Origin of the sequence: Xanthomarina sp. F1114, assembly GCF_026410255.1 — a bacterium.
In the GTDB taxonomy this organism is placed as follows: Bacteria; Bacteroidota; Bacteroidia; order Flavobacteriales; family Flavobacteriaceae; genus Xanthomarina.
In genome coordinates this window covers 103273-123497 of sequence record NZ_JAPMLL010000002.1, presented here as the reverse complement: position 1 = coordinate 123497, position 20225 = coordinate 103273, and the positions used below count along the sequence as shown (strand labels likewise).

The following is a 20225-nucleotide window of genomic DNA, read 5'->3' as shown; positions in this document are numbered from 1 at the left end:
TATTCTAAGCTTTTCTTAATACTGATTCTATTTTGCCAAAAGACCTTTTGGTTTAATTCTACTAATAAATAACGCTATGATATTTTGAACTTTAAAGAGTTTCTAATATAATTCTTTTTATTCATTTTTTAACTGAGATGAAATGAAAGGAATTTTAGGAGCTAAAAAATAACCGGTTAAACTGGCAAAAAGAATAGGTATAAAGTAAGAGAATCCTGTTAAGGTTGCTAATAAAATAGTAGTACTCATTGGAGTTCTAGTAACGCAGGCGTTTATGGCCGCCATACAACTTACAATGGTAAGCGATAAACTTATGGAAGGAATAAAATGATGAATTATTAGGCCTAAGGTTGCGCCAGTAAAGAATAAAGGAATAATAAATCCACCTCGCCACCCGGAGGTAACTGTAACGGAAATGGCTAATATTTTTAAAAATAAAATAGCAATTAACATCTGAATTGAAAAGTCGCTTGTTAAGAGTGTAGAAAGTTCATAGTGACTAAAGTATCTTGTAATTGGTACATAATAGACGATTATTCCCAATAAAATTCCACCAATTAATGTTTTGATATAAATAGGAACATGTAATTTTTCAAATAGATTTTTTAAAAACTTGGTGCAAAAAATAAAAAACCAACCAAAGCATGTAGCTATAATTGCAAAAAACACGGCGTATAAGAAATCGAACTTATCTAGCATTTCATAGCTTGGCAAAATCCATAAAGTTCCAAGGTCTAGCTGAGTAATTAGTGCAAAAACAACATAACTAAAGCAGCTAGCAACAAATGCGGGCATGATGGCTTTGTAATATTCTACCGCATGTTCATGATGTAATATTTCTAAGGCAAATAAACTACCTCCTAAAGGGGCGCCAAACATGGCCGTGAATCCAGAGGCCATTCCTGCAATACTCATAGAGCGTAAGTCTTCGCCTTTTAATCTGAATAACTTACCTAACCAAGTTCCCGAAGACCCAATAACCTGAACTAACGGAGCTTCTGGACCAAGACTTCCTCCAGAACTTATACAAAGCAAGGAAGATAAAAGCATAGATGGATTGTTTTTAGGGTCTAGCTTTCCTTTATTGAACCGGATGTTATTTACTATTAATTGAATTTCTCCCGGATCGCCAATATAATGAATTATAAGTCCTGCAAGTAATCCGCAAATAGCCATAGTAGGAATTACCAACCAACCCTGAAAATAAGCGAGTTGATGGGTTAAAAACTCTAAAGTAATCCAATATAATCCAGCTATAAATCCACCAAGCAGACCTAATAAGGCCCATAATAAAAATTTTCTACTAAAAACAAATGGGTTAAATTGGATGGGTTGATCTAAAAGATTGAGGTATGTAACTAACTGCCTTTTTCGTTTTAGTTTCACTGGATGATTGGTTTTAGATTATAATCTAGTGTATGTTAAAAATGAAAAGTCATAGTCGTGTTTTTCATCTTTAGAATGATAGGTGTTATTTGCTTCCTTCCAAATAGTTGGGTCTATTTTTGGGAAAAAAGTGTCTGCATCAAAACTCTCATGAACTCTGGTGATTTCTATTTTATCGGCAAATGTCATAGCTTGTTTGTAAATTTCTCCACCTCCAATAACAAAGGGTTGCCTGTCTGATTTAGCAGCATCAAAAGCATCTTCTATATTATTAACTACAATAACTCCATTAGGAACCTGGTAGTCTGCTTGTCTAGAAATAACTATGTGCGTTCTATTAGGTAAAGGTTTTGGAAAACTTTCAAAAGTTTTTCTTCCCATGATAATATGGTGCCCATTTGTAAGTTGTTTAAAACGTTTAAGGTCGTCACTTAAATGCCAAATAAGTTGGTTGTCTTTTCCTATGGCATCATTTTCTCCTGCAGCTACTATTAGGGTAACTTCAGATTTTTTTGAACTAGGTAATTGTGTTTTTTTTTCTGTAACAAGAGGGTAATCTTTCTCAACTTGTTGTTGTAGTTTGGCAATTCGTTCTTTTTGTAAAGCTACTAATTTATTAAGTTGCTCTTTTTCCCAAGCTTCACCTAAAAATTTATTCGTAAAATAAACGTTAAAAGCATGGTATAAGAATATTAGTAACCAAATTAAAATGGCATAAACAAACCAATTAACACCTAATGGATTAACTGTAGCTCCAACATCAAAAACCAAACTGGCAACAATAATAGCAAGAGAGCCAATTAAAAATAAAACAAAGTGAATATAAAGGCTTCGCTTCTGCTTGATCCGTTTTTGAGCAGTTTTAATTAACTCTAATTGCTCTTTATCTATTTGTGGAGTTTCTTTTTTCTTTCCGAACATAATCTGAATGTTTATGTAAATTTAGCTAATTTCTAGTAATCTTTAGAAATGTATGGTCATTAAAAATTCCATCTTGGTATCTACGGCTTTCCCATTCTTGTATGCAGGATCTTTAAATTTAGGCATTCGTTTTAATACTCTTATCACTTCGGCAGCCATCTCTACTTTATGAGCTTTTGCAGTTATTTTTTCAGCTTTACCTTTTTTGTTTATTGTAAAACTCACTAAAAACTGAGTGGTTTTATCCGTTGGAAAGAGCTTGTCGGCCAATTCATAATCAATACTTACCTTTAAATAGTCTTTTATCTTTTTAGTAGTACATTCTTTTATTGCTTCATAGCTTGATGTTTCATCACAACCTCTATAAATTGGAGGTTTTCGGTTTTCGCTTGATTCAATATTGGATACTTGGAATTTAATAGGTAAATAATAAGGCACTCTTACGGGTTTACCATCTATATAACCCGGTTTCAATTTAGGGATTAAATTTGTTACACGAATAGCTTCTTCTTCCAACTCTGGAAATGGCGCTCTAACTTTTATATCCATTATCTCTCCTGTTTTAGATATTTTAAAAAAAACAGATATTTTTACTATAGTTTCATTTGGTAAATTAAGCTGCTCTGCAATACGCGTATTGAAGTTTTTAGCTATAAGAGTGTTTACTTTTTCATTAAAGCAATCCTTCAAGGCATTATTAGTCATGGTTTCATTGCAGCCTTTATATATTGGTACTTTCTCTACAACATCAAAGGAAACATCTTCGGAAGTTTCTTGAAGTTCATCATCTGTTAGCTCGATGGTGTTTTTTTGAGAAAAACTTAAAAAACTAATTGCAAAGAGAAAAAATAGTAGGTAGTATTTCATGAGTTTAGTTGAACTTAAATAGCAACCTTGCCTTTAATATGTGGATGATGTTCGTAATCTACAAGAGTAAAGTCTTCAAATTTAAAATCAAAAATATCTTTTACATCCGGGTTGAGTAGCATTTTAGGAAGAGGTTTTGGATCTCTGGATGATTGTAGTTCCAACTGCTCTAAATGATTGTTATAAATATGAGCATCGCCAAAGGTATGTATGAATTCTCCAGCCTGATAACCACAAACCTGCGCCATCATCATAGTAAATAGGGCATAGGAAGCAATATTAAAAGGGACTCCTAAAAAAATGTCTGCACTACGTTGATAGAGTTGGCAAGACAGTTTCCCATCGGCTACGTAAAATTGAAAAAATGCATGACAAGGAGGAAGCGCCGCTTTTCCATTAGCTACATTTTCGCTAAAACTTTTTGAATTATCTGGTAATACTGAAGGATTCCAGGCAGAAACCAGCATGCGTCGACTATTTGGATTCTTTTTCAAGGTGTTGACAATTTCTTTTATTTGGTCAATCTCATCGCTGTTCCAGTTTCTCCATTGGTGTCCATAAACTGGTCCTAAATCACCATTCTCATCGGCCCATTCGTTCCAGATTCTAACACCATTTTGGGTAAGGTAGTTAATGTTGGTGTCTCCTTTTAGAAACCAAAGTAACTCATAAACAATGGATTTTAGATGCAGTTTTTTGGTAGTAACCATTGGAAAACCCTCACTTAAATCAAAACGCATTTGGTATCCAAAAACACTTTTTGTTCCTGTTCCGGTTCTATCACCTTTTTCATTTCCGTTTTCTAAAACGTGGCTAACTAAGTCTAGATATTGTTTCATGTTCACTTCCCACGAAAGTGGGAATCTTTTTTTAAATTCAACTAAATTCAATAAAAATAAAAATAGAAAAAAGCTTCATATCAAAAGAATGGAAGCTCATTTTTATATTAAAAGTTATTAACTATAATTATAAGTTTAGAGCGTTCTCAGGAATTTTTTAACCAATAATCATTCCAGCAATAGTTGCGGACATTAAAGAAGCTATGGTACCACCTATTAGGGCTTTCATACCAAACTCTGATAAGGTTTTACGTTGTCCGGGAGCTAAAGAGCCAATACCTCCAATTTGAATTCCTATAGAAGCGAAGTTGGCAAAGCCACAAAGCATATAAGTAGCCATAATTATGGATTTGTTATAATTTAAATGCACTTCGTTAGCTACGTTTTTTAAGTCGGCTAACTGGATGTATCCAACAAATTCGCTAGCAGCCAGTTTAATACCTAATAATTGTCCCATCATCATAATATCTTCAGTCGCAACACCAATTAGCCACATTAAAGGAGCAAAAATAGTTCCTAGAATGGCTTCAAGAGAAAGTGCAGGATATGGTGTGTTTGCTGCCATCCATGTATTAATAGTAGAAAAATCTCCAATCCAGCCTAATATTCCGTTTATCATGGCAATAAACGCAACAAAAACTAAAAGCATAGCTCCTACATTTACCGCTAATTTTAGCCCTTCGGTTGTTCCGTTGGCAATTGCATCAAGAATATTTGAACCTATTTTTTCTGAAGAGACTTCAATTTCAGAATTAATTTCTTCGGTTTGAGGGTATAATATTTTTGAAATTACAATAGCTCCTGGTGCGGCCATTACGGACGCCGCTAATAAATGCTTGGCATAGACTAATCTTAAGGCAGGATCATCTCCTCCTAAAAACCCAATATAGGCAGCAAGTACGGCTCCGGCAACAGTTGCCATACCGCCAATCATAACCAAGAGTATTTCACTTTTGGTCATTTTCTCTAAGTAAGCTTTAATTAATAATGGTGCTTCCGTTTGGCCTAAAAAGATGTTTCCGGCAACACTTAAACTTTCTGCCCCTGAGATTTTTAATAGCTTGCTTAATAACATAGCCATTAATTTTACTGCTTTCTGAATTAATCCTAGATAGAATAAAACAGAAGTCAATGCAGAAAAGAAAATAATGGTTGGTAATACTTGAAAGGCGAAAATAAATCCGAAAGTGTCCATGTCTACAACTAGTCCATCGAATAAGAATTTACTTCCTGCTCTTGTAAAATCTAAAATGCTTATAAATACTTGACCAACAGCTTCAAAAGCACTTTGAATGAACGGTACTTTTAAAACACCAATAGCAATTATTAATTGAAATAATAAGCCTATTCCTACAGTTTTCCAATTAATAGCTTTTCTATTAGAACTAAATAGGAAGGAAATAAAAATAAGGGAAACCATTCCTAAAACTCCTCTCCATAAACTATTGAATGAAAAGCCTTCGCTAGGTTTTATTGAATCGTCTTTTCCAAGGAGAGCAGATTCATCAACTGAAGAAGTTGTATTAGAAAAATAATAAGTATTTCCGTTTTCTTTAAAAACTAAAGTAGAATCTGTAAGCGTATTTATTCGGTATCTTTTTACAGAATCTGAAGGTTTACTGTAGTAAAAAACCAATAAATTATTTTGACGAATAAAATCTCCAGAAGCTTCAAGAGAATCTTTGCTGACTGAAAATTTAAATTCTCCCTCGTAAAGTTCTAAAGCATCTGTTTCTTTATAAACTGATGTTTGTTTTCCGGTTGGGTCTTGAATACTTTCTAATTGCCATGTTTTTTCTAATTCTTGCGCCTGTACACTTAAAGTTAGTCCAAAAAAAATAGCAGCAACGGCTAGTAGAAAATGTTTCATCTGTTAGTTTGGGTTGATTATCTTTTAGAAATTTCGTCGCGAATTTTTGCAGCTTTTTCGTAATCTTCATTTGCTACAGCTTCATCTAACAGTTGGTGTAATTCGTCTAATGTTTTATTCTTATAAACATCTTTAGGCGAGCTGGATTCTAATTCTTCAGCAATAAAATCGTCTACTAAAACACTATCTCCTTCTGATTCATCTTCACTTTTAGGATCTACCTTTAAGTAAATTCCAGCCTTATCTAAAATGTTTTTGTAAGTAAATATAGGAGCATTAAAACGAAGAGCTAAAGCAATGGCATCGCTAGTTCTTGCATCAATAATTTCTTCAACTTTATCGCGTTCGCAAATTAAGCTAGAATAAAACACGCCATCAACCAATTTATGGATAATAACCTGCTTGACAACAATATCAAAACGATCGGCAAAATTTTTAAAGAGGTCGTGAGTGAGAGGTCTTGGAGGTCTAATTTCTTTTTCAAGAGCAATAGCAATGGATTGCGCTTCAAAAGCACCAATAACAATAGGTAGTTTCCGGTCGCCATCAATCTCGTTTAAAATAAGTGCATAGGCACCATTTTGGGTTTGACTGTATGAAATTCCTTTGATATTAAGACGTACTAAACTCATAAATTTTTAAAACACAAAGAACTGTTTAAATTAGGACTTTACCAACTGCTTAAAGCATATTTGACGATTTTGCTATAATGATTTGCAAAACCAAAGTTGCTATAGCTCCAGGAATAATGCTATTTAAACAGTTCTTATTAACAATACAAGTTAAAAAAAATTAATTTATTGCTGTGCTTTAAAAGCTTTTAATTTTTCGATTAATTTAGGAACAACTTCAAAAGCATCTCCTACAATTCCGTAATCTGCAGCTTTAAAGAAAGGAGCTTCCGGATCTGTATTGATAACCACTTTTACTTTACTTGCGTTAATTCCTGCAAGGTGTTGGATGGCTCCCGAAATTCCGATAGCAATATAAAGGTTTGCAGCTACAGGTTTTCCTGTTTGTCCCACGTGTTCTCCATGAGGTCTCCAACCTAAATCACTTACTGGCTTAGAGCATGCAGTTGCTGCACCTAATACGTCGGCAAGTTCTTCAATCATTCCCCAGTTTTCAGGTCCTTTTAAACCACGTCCACCAGAAACAACTATTTCTGCATCTGCAATTGTTACTTGTCCAGTAACTTTGTCTACAGATTCTACTTTAACTCCTAATTCTGGAACTGAAGGTGAAAAGTCCTCAGCAGTTGCACTCCCTGAATTTTCTTTAAGTCCAAAAGCATTTTTAGAGACTCCAACTACTTTTACATCTGTATTAATTGCTGTCATATTAAAAGCTTTGTTTGTAAAAGCAGTACGTTTTACTGTAAAAGGAGATGTGCTTGAAGGTGCTTCAACTACGTTAGAGGCATAACCTGCATCTAAATCAATAGCTAAAAGAGGTGCTAAATATTTGCTGTCTGCACTCGAGCTAACTACAATTACTTTAGTGCCTTCTTGCTTGGCTGCTTGTGCTATAGCACTTGCGTAGGCGTTGGCATTAAAGGTTTCTAATTTTTGGTCGTTAACTTTTAAGACTTTATCTACTCCGTAATCTCCAAGAATAGCTGTGTCGTCTGCATTAAAAGTCACAGCTGTAACAGTTGTTCCCATTTGGTCTGCAACGGTTTTTGCATAAGAAGCTACTTCTAAAGCTACTTTTTTAAAGGTTCCTTTCTCGGATTCTGTATATACTAAAACTGACATGTTATTATTTTTTTTCCTATCCCAACCTTTTCTATAGGAAAAGGCTACGAAACGTTAATATTTTGTTTTATCCTTTTTTCTCTCAATAGGAGAGAAGAAGGGAGGAATTAGATCACTTTAGCTTCGTTATGAAGTAAGTTTACTAATTCTTCTACATTATCTGGGTCTATTAATTTGATAGCACCTTTTGGAGCTGGTTTTTCAAATTTTACAGATGCTGTTTCTGTATTTGCATCTATAGGTTCAACTACTGTTAAAGGTTTTTTACGAGCCATCATAATACCTCTCATATTTGGAATACGTAAATCGCTTTCTTCAACCAAACCTTTTTGGCCACCAATAACTAAAGGTAAAGATGTAGAAACAGTTTCTTTTCCACCATCAATTTCTCTTACAGCTTTAGCATTTGTTCCATCTACTTCTAAGCTAATACAGTTAGTAACAAAATTAGCTTTTATTAAACCAGCTAACATGCCAGGAACCATACCTCCATTATAATCAATAGATTCACGTCCGGCAATTACTAAATCGTATCCACCATCTTGAACTACTTTCGCTAATTGTTGTGCTACAGCAAAGCCATCGGTTGCCGGAGTATTAACTCTAATAGCTCCATCTGCTCCAATTGCTAAAGCTTTACGTAAAGTTGGTTCGGTTTCTGGGCCACCAACATTTATAACATCTACACTAGCTCCTTGCTTTTCTTTAAACCACATAGCACGCGTTAAACCAAATTCGTCGTTTGGATTAATTACATATTGCACGCCGTTAGTGTCAAACTTGGTATCTCCTTCAGTAAAATTAATTTTTGAAGTCGTATCAGGTACATGACTAATACATACTAATATTTTCATTTTTCGAATAATTTATATGTTTATAATTCTATTTATTCAGTTTGAATAATCTAAAAATTAGGCTAAAAATATCGCCTTGAAAACCGCCAACTGAAATCAGGTTACGAAGTTACTTATTTTATTCAAAATATTTACTATGCGTGCATAATAATTCATAAAATAATGAAGATTTTTGGAGAGAACATGAAAAGTTGCGTGTTAATTTTATTTAGCGATTTGTTTTTACCAATATTATATGTCGTTTTTATTCTTAATAATTCTTATTTTTGTGCTCCTTTTACAATAAGTATTAATTAAAACAGTTCTTTCGTTTTTGAAAGACATTATACAGGAATGAAAACAATTCAATTTAGAGAAGCTATATGTGAAGCTATGAGTGAAGAAATGCGCAGTGATGAAAGCGTTTACTTAATGGGTGAAGAAGTAGCTGAATATAATGGTGCCTATAAAGCATCCAAAGGTATGTTGGATGAATTTGGTCCAAAACGTGTAATCGATACCCCCATTGCCGAACTTGGTTTTGCAGGTATTGCTATTGGTTCTACTATGACTGGTAATAGACCTATTGTGGAGTTTATGACGTTTAATTTCTCTTTGGTGGGAATTGACCAGATTATTAATAATGCTGCAAAAATTAGACAGATGTCTGGTGGCCAATTTCCTTGTCCTATTGTTTTTCGTGGACCAACAGGTTCTGCAGGGCAATTAGGCGCAACTCACTCTCAGGCTTTTGAAAGCTGGTATGCTAATACACCTGGGTTAAAGGTGGTTGTTCCGTCTAATCCGTATGATGCAAAAGGACTTTTAAAATCTGCCATCCGTGATAACGATCCTGTTATTTTTATGGAAAGTGAGCAAATGTATGGAGATAAAGGTGAAGTGCCAGAAGGCGAATACACTATTCCATTAGGAGTTGCAGATATAAAAAGAGAAGGAAAAGATGTAACTATTGTTTCTTTTGGAAAAATTATAAAAGAAGCTTATAAAGCAGCTGACGAATTAGAAAAGGAAGGAATCTCTTGCGAGATAATCGACCTTAGAACCGTTCGTCCTTTAGATAAAGAAGCTATTTTAACTTCGGTTAAGAAAACTAATAGATTGGTTGTTTTAGAAGAGGCTTGGCCTTTTGGAAACGTAGCTACAGAAATTACTTATATTATTCAATCTGAAGCTTTCGATTATTTAGATGCTCCTATTATAAAAATTAATACAGCAGATACACCTGCACCTTATTCTCCTGTTTTATTGGAAGAATGGTTGCCAAATAGTACCGATGTGGTAAAAGCTGTTAAAAAAGTTTTATATAAATAAATTTTTTAGAAATTAGTTTAATTGACTTCATTGGCATTAATATTGTTGATGAAGTTTTTTTGTTTATTTTCAAGCCTAAATAATGTTTCTATAAATCCAATGCATGGATTATTCAGAATCCTGTCTTTGTTAGAAAAAGACATAATAAAAATACATGACTAAGAACCTACTTGTATTATTGTTTTGCTTAAGTACCTGCTTTTTGTTTGCTCAGACAAAAGTTAGCGGGAAAGTTTTTGATGAAAATAATGATCCCGTAGCATATGCCAATATTATTTTTAAAAACTCTTCGGAAGGTACAATTACGGATGAGAACGGAACTTTTTATTTGGAATCTGATAGTACTTGGGATACTTTAATTGTTTCTTTTATAGGTTACGAATCCATAGAATACCCATTAGTAAAAAAAGTTAACTATAATTTAAGTTTTAATATTATAGAAGCTGCTTCGGCTTTATCGGAAGTACTTATAATCTCGGGGAAACAATCTAAAAAAGCCGAGGAAAATCCGGCTATTGCTATTTTGCAAAAAGTTTGGGAACGTAAACGTCAAAATGGTTTAAGGCAATTTAGACAATATGCTTACGATAGATATGAAAAAGTTGAATTCGATATAAACACCATTGACAGTGCTTTAATAAATGGTAAATTATTTAAGGGGATGGAATTTGTTTTTGACCATGTAGATACCTCGAGAGTAACCGGGAAAACATATCTTCCATTTTTTATAAATGAAGAGTCAGCTAAAGTTTATGGTGATAACCTTTTAAACAAAGAAAAAGTTGAGTTAAAAGGGAATAAAAACTCCGGATTTGATAATAATCAATCCATTATCGACTTTATAAAAGACCTGTATTCTGAATACGATATTTATAATAACTATCTTAGATTCTTCGATAAAAGTTTTGTAAGTCCCATTTCTACTACAGGAATAAATACCTATAATTATGTCTTGTCAGATAGCGCATATATAGATAATAAATGGTGTTATAATATTATTTACTATCCAAGGCGTAAAAACGAACTAACTTTTAAAGGTGATTTCTGGGTGGCAGATACCACTTATGCTATTAAGGATATTAATATGCAGGCTTCTAAAAGTGCGAATATTAACTGGGTTAAAGACATTTATATAGAGCAGGAGTTTGAAGTTTTAAATGATTCGGTGTTTTTAGTCAAACGTGATTATTTTATGTCCGATTTCACTTTTAATAAAAAGGAGAAATCAAGAGGCGTTTACGGGAAGCGAACAACACTATATGATAATTATGTTTTTAACGAAGTAAAGGAAGAAGGGTTCTATAAAAAAGAGGTTTTTAATTATAATAAGGATGCTTATAATAGAGATGATGCCTTTTGGGAAGCGAATAGGATGGAGGCTTTATCTAAAGATGAAAAAGGAGTTTACAAAATGTTAGACACCTTAAAAACGGTTAGTAAGTTTAAAAGACTTTATAATCTTGGAAGTATTTTAGGTTCAGGCTTTATTGAAATTGATAAATTAAATTTAGATGTAGGTCCTATTTCATCAACCATTGGATATAATGATGTGGAGGGTTTAAGATTAAGAGCAGGGGCAAGGACCTATTTTGGTCAAAACGATTTATGGCGAGCTCAGGGATTTTTAGCTTATGGTTTTAAAGACGATAAATTTAAATATGGGATTTCTGGAAAATGGATGATTAACAAACAAAACAGATTAATTATATCTGCTGGACATCGAAGAGATATCGAACAGATTGGAGCAAATTTAACAAGTTCAACAGATGTTTTAGGAAGAAGTTTAGCTTCGAACGATGTGTTTTCGGTTGCAGCAAACGACAAGCTTACAAATATTGACTTAGTGGCTTTTGCTATAGAAATGGAGCCTTGGCAAAATGTTACTTTTAGACTGGGAGGAGATTATAGAACCTTATCTTCGGCTTCCCCTACTTTTAGTTTAGATTATATAGATCCAGATTCTCCAACAGGTATCTCTTCTGAAATTAAACAGTTTGAAAGTACTTTTGGAATTAATTATTATCCAAAAAGAAAAATGACTGGACACGGAGTGGAAAGATCGAATGCCAACGACGATTATGCGTCATTATTTACTCAATTTAGTTTCGGAGCTAAAGGCATTTTTGATAGCGATTTTGACTATACTAAAGTGCAATTTTCTTATATTCAACCTTGGCAAATTGGTGGTATGGGGCAACTTAAATCAACGTTCGAAACAGGAAAGATTTTTGGAGACGTACCATTGGGATTATTAAGTATTGTTCCAGGAAATCAATCTTATTTTTCGTTTTATAAATCGTTTTCTCAACTAGATTATTACGAGTTTGTTACAGATACTTATGCGGCATTATATTTAGAGCATAATTTTAACGGTCGTTTCTTTTCAAGAATTCCTTTTTTACGAAAATTAAATTGGCGAGAGATTATTGGAATTCGCGGAGTTTGGGGAGATCTATCTGATGGAAATATGGCTTTAAACAGTCCTACAAATATTCCTCTATTAGCTCCAAATAAAGAGATTTACTACGAGTATAGTGTGGGAGTTGGCAATATTTTCAAGCTCATGAGAGTAGATTTTAACTTTAGAGGGAATTATCTGGATAATCCGCAAGCTAGAGATTTTGGAGTCTCTATAAATTTTGGGTTTAGATTCTAATCATTTTTAATTTAAATCTGCAAAAACTAGGGACCTTTATGTTTTTTGTTATTAAAATGAAGAGTAGCAACAAGCTTTCAATTTACAACTTGAACTTTAGATTTATAGAGTAATTATCTTGGTTTTTTCGAAAAATAGAAAGTCAACTTCTTTTTAGTTGCCTAAGCCCAAAGACTTATGTATCTTTGCAGCCCCTTAAAAAGACTGCTTACAATTTTTAAGCCTAGGTTTTTTTAAAGTAATAAATTAGATATAACATTAGACATAATAATATGAGTCCAAAAGGAAAAGAAACTTTTGATGTATTAATTGAAATACCAAAAGGAAGTAGAAATAAATACGAATACGATTTTGAATTAAAGAAAATACGTTTCGATCGTATGTTGTTTTCATCTATGATGTATCCAGGTGATTATGGGTTTATTCCAGAAACCTTGGCTTTAGATCACGATCCATTAGATGTTTTAGTATTAGGTGCAGAGCCAGCATTCCCAATGTGTGTTGTGGAAGTTAGACCTATTGGAGTTTTCCATATGGCTGACGAAAAAGGTCCAGACGAAAAGTTAATCTGTGTACCAGTTTCAGATCCAATTTGGAATAGCTATAGAGACCTTAAAGATTTAAATCCACACCGTATTAAAGAAATTGAACACTTCTTTAAGGTGTACAAAGACTTAGAAATGAAAAAAGTTGATGTTGGTGGTTGGGGAGATGCGCAAGAAGCATATGATATCCTTGATAAATGCATCGATCGCTACGAAGCAAGTGAGCATAAAAAGACAGGTAACTTTACAATATAGTTACAAGACATTCAGTAAAATAAAACCCTTCTATAATAAAATAGAAGGGTTTTTTAGTTTTAATTGATTTCACTACTTTAGCGCAACTAATAACAAATCAAAAATTAATATTATATGGAATCAATGATGATTTATATGCCAATTGTCGCGGCACTTTTAGGATTAATTTACATGGTCATAAAGAAATCTTGGGTTATGAAACAAGATGCTGGAGATGGCAAAATGAAAGAAATTTCAGATCATATTTACGAAGGTGCCTTGGCATTTTTAACTGCAGAATACAGGCTTCTAGCCGTTTTTGTGGTTATAGTAAGTGTCGCTTTAACTGCAGTTTCTTTTATAGTACCAACAACTCATTGGTTAATAGCTGTTGCTTTTATTTTTGGAGCTATATTTTCGGCATTCGCTGGAAATATTGGAATGAAAATAGCTACTAAAACTAACGTTAGAACAACACAAGCAGCAAAAACAAGTTTGCCAAATGCACTTAAAGTCTCTTTTGGAGGTGGAACGGTAATGGGGCTAGGAGTTGCTGGTTTAGCTGTTCTAGGTTTAACCCTATTCTTTATCATCTTTTTCTGGGTGTTTATGGATAGCACATGGACAAACACAATGGATATGACCATCGTGCTTGAAACATTAGCAGGATTTTCTCTAGGTGCAGAATCTATTGCTTTATTTGCTCGTGTAGGAGGAGGTATTTATACCAAAGCTGCCGATGTTGGTGCAGACTTAGTAGGTAAAGTAGAAGCAGGTATTCCGGAAGACGATCCAAGAAACCCAGCAACAATTGCAGATAACGTTGGCGATAACGTGGGAGATGTAGCCGGAATGGGAGCAGATTTATTTGGTTCTTATGTAGCAACTGTATTAGCTGCTATGGTTCTAGGAAACTACGTAATTAAAGATATGGGTGGCGATATTGCTAGTCATGGGTTTGGTGGAATAGGTCCTATCTTATTACCAATGGCTATTGCAGGAGTAGGAATTGTTATTTCGGTAATTGGTACCATGTTAGTAAAAATAAAAAGTAACGATGCTAACGAAGCTAAAGTAATGGGCGCATTAAACCTTGGAAACTGGGTGTCTATTGGGCTAGTGGCTATTTCTTGTTATGTTTTGTGTCAATGGATGCTACCTGAGACGATGCATATGAAATTCTTTGGAATTTTAGAACCAGTAGAAATTACTTCTATGTCTGTATTTTACGCAACTTTAGTTGGTTTATTTGTTGGAGCTATGATTTCTTCGGTTACAGAATATTACACAGGATTAGGTAAAAAACCTATTTTAAAAATTGTACAACAATCAAGTACAGGAGCAGGAACAAATATTATTGCAGGATTAGCAACCGGGATGATTTCTACTTTCCCTTCAGTTATATTATTTGCTGCCGCTATTTGGGCGTCTTATGCTTTTGCAGGTTTTTACGGAGTGGCTTTGGCTGCCTCTGCTATGATGGCTACAACAGCAATGCAATTAGCTATTGATGCCTTTGGTCCTATTGCCGATAATGCAGGTGGAATTGCCGAAATGAGTGAGCAAGATCCTATTGTTAGAGAACGTACAGACATTTTAGACTCTGTTGGTAATACAACAGCTGCAACAGGAAAAGGATTTGCTATTGCTTCGGCAGCCTTAACATCTTTGGCTTTATTTGCCGCCTATGTTACTTTTACTGGCATTGATGGCATTAATATCTTCAAAGCTCCAGTTTTAGCTATGCTATTTGTTGGAGGAATGGTGCCTGTAGTTTTCTCTGCTTTAGCTATGAATGCTGTAGGAAAAGCAGCCATGGAAATGGTACAAGAGGTGCGTCGTCAGTTTAGAGAAATTCCTGGAATTATGGAAGGCACGGGAGAACCGGAATACGACAAATGTGTAGAAATTTCTACAAAAGCCTCTTTAAAAGAAATGATGCTTCCAGGTTTGTTAACTATCGGATTTCCTATAATTATTGCTTTTGTTCCAATGATTTTTGGAATGGACAATTTACTTATTGCTGAAATGTTAGGTGGCTATATGGCAGGAGTTACCGTTTCAGGTGTACTTTGGGCAATCTTCCAAAACAATGCCGGAGGAGCTTGGGATAATGCTAAAAAATCTTTTGAAGCAGGAGTTATGATTGATGGAGAAATGACTTATAAAGGATCTGAAGCTCATAAAGCTGCTGTAACAGGTGATACTGTTGGAGACCCGTTTAAAGATACTTCTGGACCGTCTATGAATATCTTAATTAAATTAACTTGTTTAATTGGTTTAGTAATTGCTCCAATTCTAGGAGGACATGCGCTTACCGAAGATGGGGAATTAAGTGAGGTTAAAACATCTGTAAATGCGAATGTAATAAAAAAGATATTTGTTCAATTTGAAGTTGAAAGCGAAGATGTTGCTAAAGCCGTTGTAAGTACTACCTTAATTGAAAATGGGGAAACTACAATTGATGAACGCGTTATTTCAGGTTCTATTGCAGAAGTAAAAGCTAAATTAGAGGAACTAAAAAAAGGAGCTTCTTCTGTTAAAGTAAAATCAAATCAAGCAGATCTTGAGGAAGAGTTTTCTGTTAAGGTAATAGAGTAACTACTCTGCTTAACAAAGAGTAAGAAAGTAAAAACCACGTGATTCTTTAAATAGCTTTAAGAATGCGTGGTTTTTTTGTTTGTTGAATCTTTTCTAATTTTAAAGATGTTTAAAAAAGACCCTTTACAAATTATTGCCTTTCACAGTTATGGAAGCAATAGTCACTTTTATTTAAGAGGAAGAGCTCTGGAAGATGAGTCCATAGATTTAGAAGCCAAAGGCTGGTTTAAATTGCTGATAAATTCGTTTAAACGTTTTGAGAGTGATGAGGTTAAGCACGTAGAAATTAATTTAAAACTTCCCAATAATTTAGTTTTAAAAACAAACACCGATGCAGATGGTTATTTTAAATGCGAAGAACATTTAGATAATTTAAATGCTCTAACTAATAACAATGGATGGTTACCCATTGTAGCCTCGTATAGTGATGTTTCCATAAAAAGACATATTATTAGTAGCAATCAGTTTCCAGCAGAAATATTAATTCCAGCAGAAGACTCGGAATTTGGAGTAATTAGTGATATTGATGATACTATTCTTCATACAGGAGTGGTTTCCAGGCTAAAATGGCGAGTGTTATTTAATACTTTTTTTAAAGGCGCTTTTAGTCGGATTCCTTTAGAAGGTGCCGCACAATTTTATCATTTGTTACATCGTGGAAAATCTGGTAAAAAAGCAAATCCTATTTTTTATGTGGGTCATAGTCCATGGAATATGTATCGCTATTTAGACTATTTTCTAAAGAAGAATAATTTCCCAAAGGGACCTATTTTATTGAGAAGTATGGGATCTATTTTCAGTAAGAAAAGTCTAGACACAAAACCTCAAAAGCAAAAAGAAATCGTACATATTATAAAGGCATATCCTCATTTAAATTTTATCCTTATTGGCGATGGTGGAGAGCACGATGCCGATATTTATATGGAGTTAGCAGAAACCTATCCTAATCGTATATTAACTATTTACTTAAGAAGTGTTAATCACGAAAAGAAAATGTTACGTATAAAAAGCTTATTCGAAAATTATAAAACAACTCCCGTTTTATTAGTTAAAAGTAGCGAGCAGGCAATAGCGCATGCCAGAGAAAAAGGTTTTATTTAAAATAAACCATGAATTTGAGCATCGATTTTATTTATAATATCTCCTAAATCTTCAGGATTAGCCACAAAATCTAAATTATCTACATCAATAATTAATAAATTCCCTTTGTCGTAGCCATGGATCCATGCTTCGTAGCGTTCATTCAGTCTACTTAAATAATCGATACTAATAGTGTTTTCATAATCACGGCCTCTTTTATGTATTTGAGATACCAAATTAGAGATAGAGCTTCGCAAGTAAATTAGTAAGTCCGGACCTTGAACAAAAGACTCCATTAAATCGAATAAAGACCGGTAGTTTTCAAAATCGCGATTCGTCATTAAGCCCATAGCATGAAGGTTGGGCGCAAATATATGTGCATCTTCATAAATGGTTCTATCTTGGATAATATCTTTTCCACTTTCGCGAATTTGTGACACCTGGCGGAATCTACTATTTAAAAAGTACACTTGTAAATTAAAACTCCAACGTTCCATCTGGTTGTAGAAATCGTCCAAATACGGATTGTCTACCACGTCTTCCAATTGAGACTCCCAATTGTAATGTTTTGCAAGTAATTTAGTAAGGGTGGTTTTACCAGCACCAATGTTTCCGGCTATAGCAACGTGCATAATTATTTATTATTTAGTTGGAATTTATGTAAAAATTTGGAATCGTAAATATACACTGTTTCATTGGTTACTAAAAACTGTTTTACTAACAATTCTGGGGTTTCAATTAATTGATATGCTTTTTCAGATTCATTAAAAAATGACAAATGGCTGTTTTTAACTAAAAAAATCTTGTCGTTACTTTCTACAAGTGAGGTAAATCCTTGGTTTTCTACCTTGTAAACTAGACTTCCAAAGTAATTGTATTTATACAGAAACTTTTCGGTTAATAGCCATGCGTAATTATAATTACTTTTTAAATCTAGAGCTTTAGATTGTATAGGTAGGGTTGTGGCTCTAGTTTTATTCGTTTTATAATCGAAAAGTTCCAATTGCTGAATATCTTCATTAAAAACCCATAAAGCATTGTCGTTTGCAGTTGAAACAAAAGAAATATTTTTATAATATTCCAAACTACTAAAGTCAATTTTTAAAATTTCAGCAAATCTATTATCTAAAATAAAAGCTGTATTAAAATCTTCGTAAAAAACAGTAATTTTTAAAGGATTAAAACTATTAGCTGAAGTGATTTTTCCAAATTGTACATGACTATAAGCGTAATTATTTTGGTCTTCTACCTTGTATAGTGTATTGTTGTTTACGAAATATTTTGTTCCAAAATTATCAATACCAACTATGGTATCGGCTTCAAAAGGACTCTTGGAGATAAACAATGTTTCTATAGATTCTTGTCCGTAAGACGAAAAAGAGCATAGAATAAAAATGTAAAGAAGTGTTTTCATTGCGAATTGAAATGTACAAAATTCCTTTTAGTTTTAAGATAAAATTCGTTTTTATGAGATATTTAGAATTCTGAGGTGTTTTCTCTTTATTTAAGTGAAAGTCCTCTTAAAATTAAAGAGGCTTTGGTTAATAATTTGTATTTTGTTTGTTTCGAAAATTAACCTTTTAAAAACTTATTATGAAAACAGCAAGTCGTTTAATACTGATTGCTTTCTTGTCGCTCTGTGTATTTCAATTACATGCGCAAGAAACAGATACAGTAGTTAAAAACATTATTGAAGAAGCTACTAATAATTCGCAGTTAGAAATCTTAGGGCATGAATTAATGGATGTTATTGGCCCTCGATTAGTAGGAACCCCACAAATGCAGGAATCCCATGATTGGGCTGTTGCCAATTTTACAAAATGGGGAGTATCTGCTAGAAACGAACAATGGGGAGAATGGAAAGCCTGGGAACGAGGGATTACACATATTGATATGTTAGAACCACGAGTTCAATCTTTAACCGGCATGCAGTTAGCGTGGAGTCCAAGCACAAAATCCAAGGGCGTTACTGCTGAGGTGGTAACTATTCCTACAGTAAAAGATTCTTTAGATTTTCAAAAATGGATGAAAACAATAAAAGGAAAACTGGTAATGACTTCTATTTATCAGCCAACAGGGCGTCCAGACTACAACTGGGAGGAATTTGCAACAGAAGAATCTTTTGAGAAAATGAAGAAAGACAGAGATTCTCTAACAAAAGAGTGGCGAGCTAATATAAGGAGAACAGGATACAGTTCGAGAGAAATCGATATGGCTTTAGAGCAAGCTGGAGCTGCAGGAATTATTTCGTCTTATTGGTCTAGAGGTTTTGGAGCAAATAAGATTTTTGCTGCTAGAACTAAAAATATCCCAACTGTTGATATTGAGTTAGAAGATTATACCATGCTTTACAGATTGGTAGAATACGGAAGTAAACCAAAAGTTAGAATTGTGGCAGAATCTAAAGATTTAGGAGTTGCACCAACTTATAATACAATTGCCGAAATAAAAGGAAGTGAAAAACCGGAAGAGTATGTTATTCTTTCAGCACATTTAGATTCTTGGGATGGAGGAACAGGAGCAACAGATAATGGTACTGGAACTTTAGTAATGATGGAAGCTATGCGAATTTTGAAAAAAGTATATCCAAATCCAAAACGTACTATTTTGGTAGGGCTTTGGGGAAGTGAAGAACAAGGTTTAAATGGTTCCAGGGCTTTTGTTGAAGATCATCCAGAGATCGTAAAAAACGTACAAGCTGTTTTTAATCAGGATAATGGAACGGGACGTGTAGTCAATCTTTCAGGAGCAGGGTTTTTACATGCCTACGACTATTTATCTAAATGGCTAGCGGCAGTTCCAAAAGACATTACAAAACATATAGAAACCCATTTTCCTGGCTCTCCAAGTGCCGGAGGCTCGGATAATGCTTCGTTTGTAGCAGCAGGAGCTCCAGCTTTTAATTTAAGTTCCTTAAATTGGTCTTATTGGAATTATACCTGGCACACCAACAGGGATACTTACGATAAGATAGTTTTTGACGATGTAAGAAGTAATGCTATTTTAACAGCTATTTTGGTGTATATGGCTTCTGAAGACCCGAATAGAACATCTACTGAGCAAATTGTATTGCCTGTAAATTCTAGAACGGGAGAACCAGGGACTTGGCCAGAACCACGATCTCCAAAAAGAAGGGGAGGACTTGATTAAATAGATGCGATTTTAAAAAATGAACAGTTTTATAATAAGCAAACTGACATTTTAAAAGCTAAACTTAAAAACTCATGATGATTAAGTATGTCATTATGAGTTTTTTGAGTTTTAAGAGAAAAAAAACCTCTTTTTATGTAGTAAAAATTAAAAA

16 protein-coding genes are annotated in these 20225 nt (G+C 33.9%); 6 read left to right on the top strand and 10 right to left on the bottom strand.

The window, feature by feature from the left end; genetic code table 11:
- Window positions 1-117 precede the first annotated feature (117 nt).
- The 8 genes from OS188_RS01890 to OS188_RS01855 all read right to left on the bottom strand — a co-directional run bounded on the left by OS188_RS01890 (window position 118) and on the right by OS188_RS01855 (window position 8494).
- A complete protein-coding gene (locus OS188_RS01890; RefSeq protein ID WP_267147120.1) occupies window positions 118-1386 on the bottom strand; it encodes a chloride channel protein in 1269 nt (422 codons plus the stop codon).
- 18 nt (window positions 1387-1404) lie between these two features.
- Complete coding sequence (locus OS188_RS01885) at window positions 1405-2307, bottom strand: dihydrofolate reductase (RefSeq protein WP_267147119.1); 903 nt, start codon at window positions 2305-2307, stop codon at window positions 1405-1407.
- Between the two features lie 42 nt (window positions 2308-2349).
- A complete protein-coding gene (locus OS188_RS01880) occupies window positions 2350-3174 on the bottom strand; it encodes an energy transducer TonB (RefSeq protein ID WP_267147118.1) in 825 nt (274 codons plus the stop codon).
- Between the two features lie 14 nt (window positions 3175-3188).
- Entirely contained in the window at window positions 3189-4013 is an 825-nt protein-coding gene (locus OS188_RS01875) for a thymidylate synthase (protein WP_267147117.1), read from the bottom strand.
- Between the two features lie 157 nt (window positions 4014-4170).
- Window positions 4171-5883: a NupC/NupG family nucleoside CNT transporter gene (locus tag OS188_RS01870; protein ID WP_267147116.1), complete on the bottom strand. Its 1713-nt coding sequence runs from the start codon at window positions 5881-5883 to the stop codon at window positions 4171-4173.
- 17 nt (window positions 5884-5900) lie between these two features.
- Complete coding sequence (locus OS188_RS01865; protein WP_267147115.1) at window positions 5901-6515, bottom strand: bifunctional nuclease family protein; 615 nt, start codon at window positions 6513-6515, stop codon at window positions 5901-5903.
- A gap of 165 nt (window positions 6516-6680) precedes the next feature.
- Window positions 6681-7640 (bottom strand): electron transfer flavoprotein subunit alpha/FixB family protein, encoded by a 960-nt coding sequence (locus OS188_RS01860; protein WP_267147114.1) that lies wholly within the window; start codon window positions 7638-7640, stop codon window positions 6681-6683.
- A 107-nt stretch (window positions 7641-7747) separates the two neighbouring features.
- A complete protein-coding gene (locus tag OS188_RS01855; RefSeq protein ID WP_267147113.1) occupies window positions 7748-8494 on the bottom strand; it encodes an electron transfer flavoprotein subunit beta/FixA family protein in 747 nt (248 codons plus the stop codon).
- Window positions 8495-8827: 333 nt separating this feature from the next.
- Between OS188_RS01855 and OS188_RS01850 the strand changes: the two genes are divergently transcribed.
- From OS188_RS01850 to OS188_RS01830, 5 genes are all read left to right on the top strand, one after another.
- Window positions 8828-9805 (top strand): pyruvate dehydrogenase complex E1 component subunit beta, encoded by a 978-nt coding sequence (locus OS188_RS01850; RefSeq protein ID WP_267147112.1) that lies wholly within the window; start codon window positions 8828-8830, stop codon window positions 9803-9805.
- Between the two features lie 154 nt (window positions 9806-9959).
- Entirely contained in the window at window positions 9960-12461 is a 2502-nt protein-coding gene (locus OS188_RS01845) for a DUF5686 and carboxypeptidase-like regulatory domain-containing protein (RefSeq protein WP_267147111.1), read from the top strand.
- A 272-nt stretch (window positions 12462-12733) separates the two neighbouring features.
- Window positions 12734-13261, top strand: a complete 528-nt coding sequence (locus OS188_RS01840; protein WP_267147110.1) for an inorganic diphosphatase — start codon at window positions 12734-12736, stop codon at window positions 13259-13261.
- Window positions 13262-13375: 114 nt separating this feature from the next.
- Window positions 13376-15841, top strand: a complete 2466-nt coding sequence (locus OS188_RS01835) for a sodium-translocating pyrophosphatase (protein ID WP_267147109.1) — start codon at window positions 13376-13378, stop codon at window positions 15839-15841.
- Between the two features lie 105 nt (window positions 15842-15946).
- On the top strand, window positions 15947-16942 hold the full coding sequence (locus tag OS188_RS01830; RefSeq protein WP_267147108.1) for an App1 family protein phosphatidate phosphatase: 996 nt from the start codon (window positions 15947-15949) through the stop codon (window positions 16940-16942).
- Here the strand turns inward: OS188_RS01830 and OS188_RS01825 are convergent.
- Both OS188_RS01825 and OS188_RS01820 read right to left on the bottom strand, forming a co-directional pair.
- Window positions 16939-17553, bottom strand: a complete 615-nt coding sequence (locus tag OS188_RS01825; protein ID WP_267147107.1) for a deoxynucleoside kinase — start codon at window positions 17551-17553, stop codon at window positions 16939-16941. The two genes, OS188_RS01830 and OS188_RS01825, sit on opposite strands and share 4 nt — an antisense overlap.
- Before the next feature lie 2 nt (window positions 17554-17555).
- Window positions 17556-18335, bottom strand: coding sequence for a hypothetical protein (locus OS188_RS01820; protein ID WP_267147106.1), 780 nt, complete (start codon window positions 18333-18335; stop codon window positions 17556-17558).
- 179 nt (window positions 18336-18514) lie between these two features.
- Here OS188_RS01820 and OS188_RS01815 point away from each other — a divergent pair, with 179 nt between their 5' ends.
- The gene (locus OS188_RS01815) at window positions 18515-20071 is read left to right on the top strand and encodes a M20/M25/M40 family metallo-hydrolase (RefSeq protein ID WP_267147105.1); all 1557 of its coding nucleotides are present in this window, start codon (window positions 18515-18517) and stop codon (window positions 20069-20071) included.
- Window positions 20072-20225: the final 154 nt, after the last annotated feature.

Excerpts from the sequence above, each read along its gene's own strand:
- OS188_RS01870 (WP_267147116.1), bottom strand. The coding sequence starts at position 5,883 with ATGAAACATTTTCTACTAGCCGTTGCTGCTATTTTTTTTGGACTAACT.
- OS188_RS01825 (WP_267147107.1), bottom strand. The coding sequence starts at position 17,553 with ATGCACGTTGCTATAGCCGGAAACATTGGTGCTGGTAAAACCACCCTT.
- OS188_RS01835 (WP_267147109.1), top strand. The coding sequence starts at position 13,376 with ATGGAATCAATGATGATTTATATGCCAATTGTCGCGGCACTTTTAGGA.
- OS188_RS01885 (WP_267147119.1), bottom strand. The coding sequence starts at position 2,307 with ATGTTCGGAAAGAAAAAAGAAACTCCACAAATAGATAAAGAGCAATTA.
- OS188_RS01840 (WP_267147110.1), top strand. The coding sequence starts at position 12,734 with ATGAGTCCAAAAGGAAAAGAAACTTTTGATGTATTAATTGAAATACCA.
- OS188_RS01875 (WP_267147117.1), bottom strand. The coding sequence starts at position 4,013 with ATGAAACAATATCTAGACTTAGTTAGCCACGTTTTAGAAAACGGAAAT.
- OS188_RS01860 (WP_267147114.1), bottom strand. The coding sequence starts at position 7,640 with ATGTCAGTTTTAGTATATACAGAATCCGAGAAAGGAACCTTTAAAAAA.
- OS188_RS01845 (WP_267147111.1), top strand. The coding sequence starts at position 9,960 with ATGACTAAGAACCTACTTGTATTATTGTTTTGCTTAAGTACCTGCTTT.
- OS188_RS01865 (WP_267147115.1), bottom strand. The coding sequence starts at position 6,515 with ATGAGTTTAGTACGTCTTAATATCAAAGGAATTTCATACAGTCAAACC.
- OS188_RS01815 (WP_267147105.1), top strand. The coding sequence starts at position 18,515 with ATGAAAACAGCAAGTCGTTTAATACTGATTGCTTTCTTGTCGCTCTGT.
- OS188_RS01820 (WP_267147106.1), bottom strand. The coding sequence starts at position 18,335 with ATGAAAACACTTCTTTACATTTTTATTCTATGCTCTTTTTCGTCTTAC.
- OS188_RS01855 (WP_267147113.1), bottom strand. The coding sequence starts at position 8,494 with ATGAAAATATTAGTATGTATTAGTCATGTACCTGATACGACTTCAAAA.
- OS188_RS01830 (WP_267147108.1), top strand. The coding sequence starts at position 15,947 with ATGTTTAAAAAAGACCCTTTACAAATTATTGCCTTTCACAGTTATGGA.
- OS188_RS01880 (WP_267147118.1), bottom strand. The coding sequence starts at position 3,174 with ATGAAATACTACCTACTATTTTTTCTCTTTGCAATTAGTTTTTTAAGT.
- OS188_RS01850 (WP_267147112.1), top strand. The coding sequence starts at position 8,828 with ATGAAAACAATTCAATTTAGAGAAGCTATATGTGAAGCTATGAGTGAA.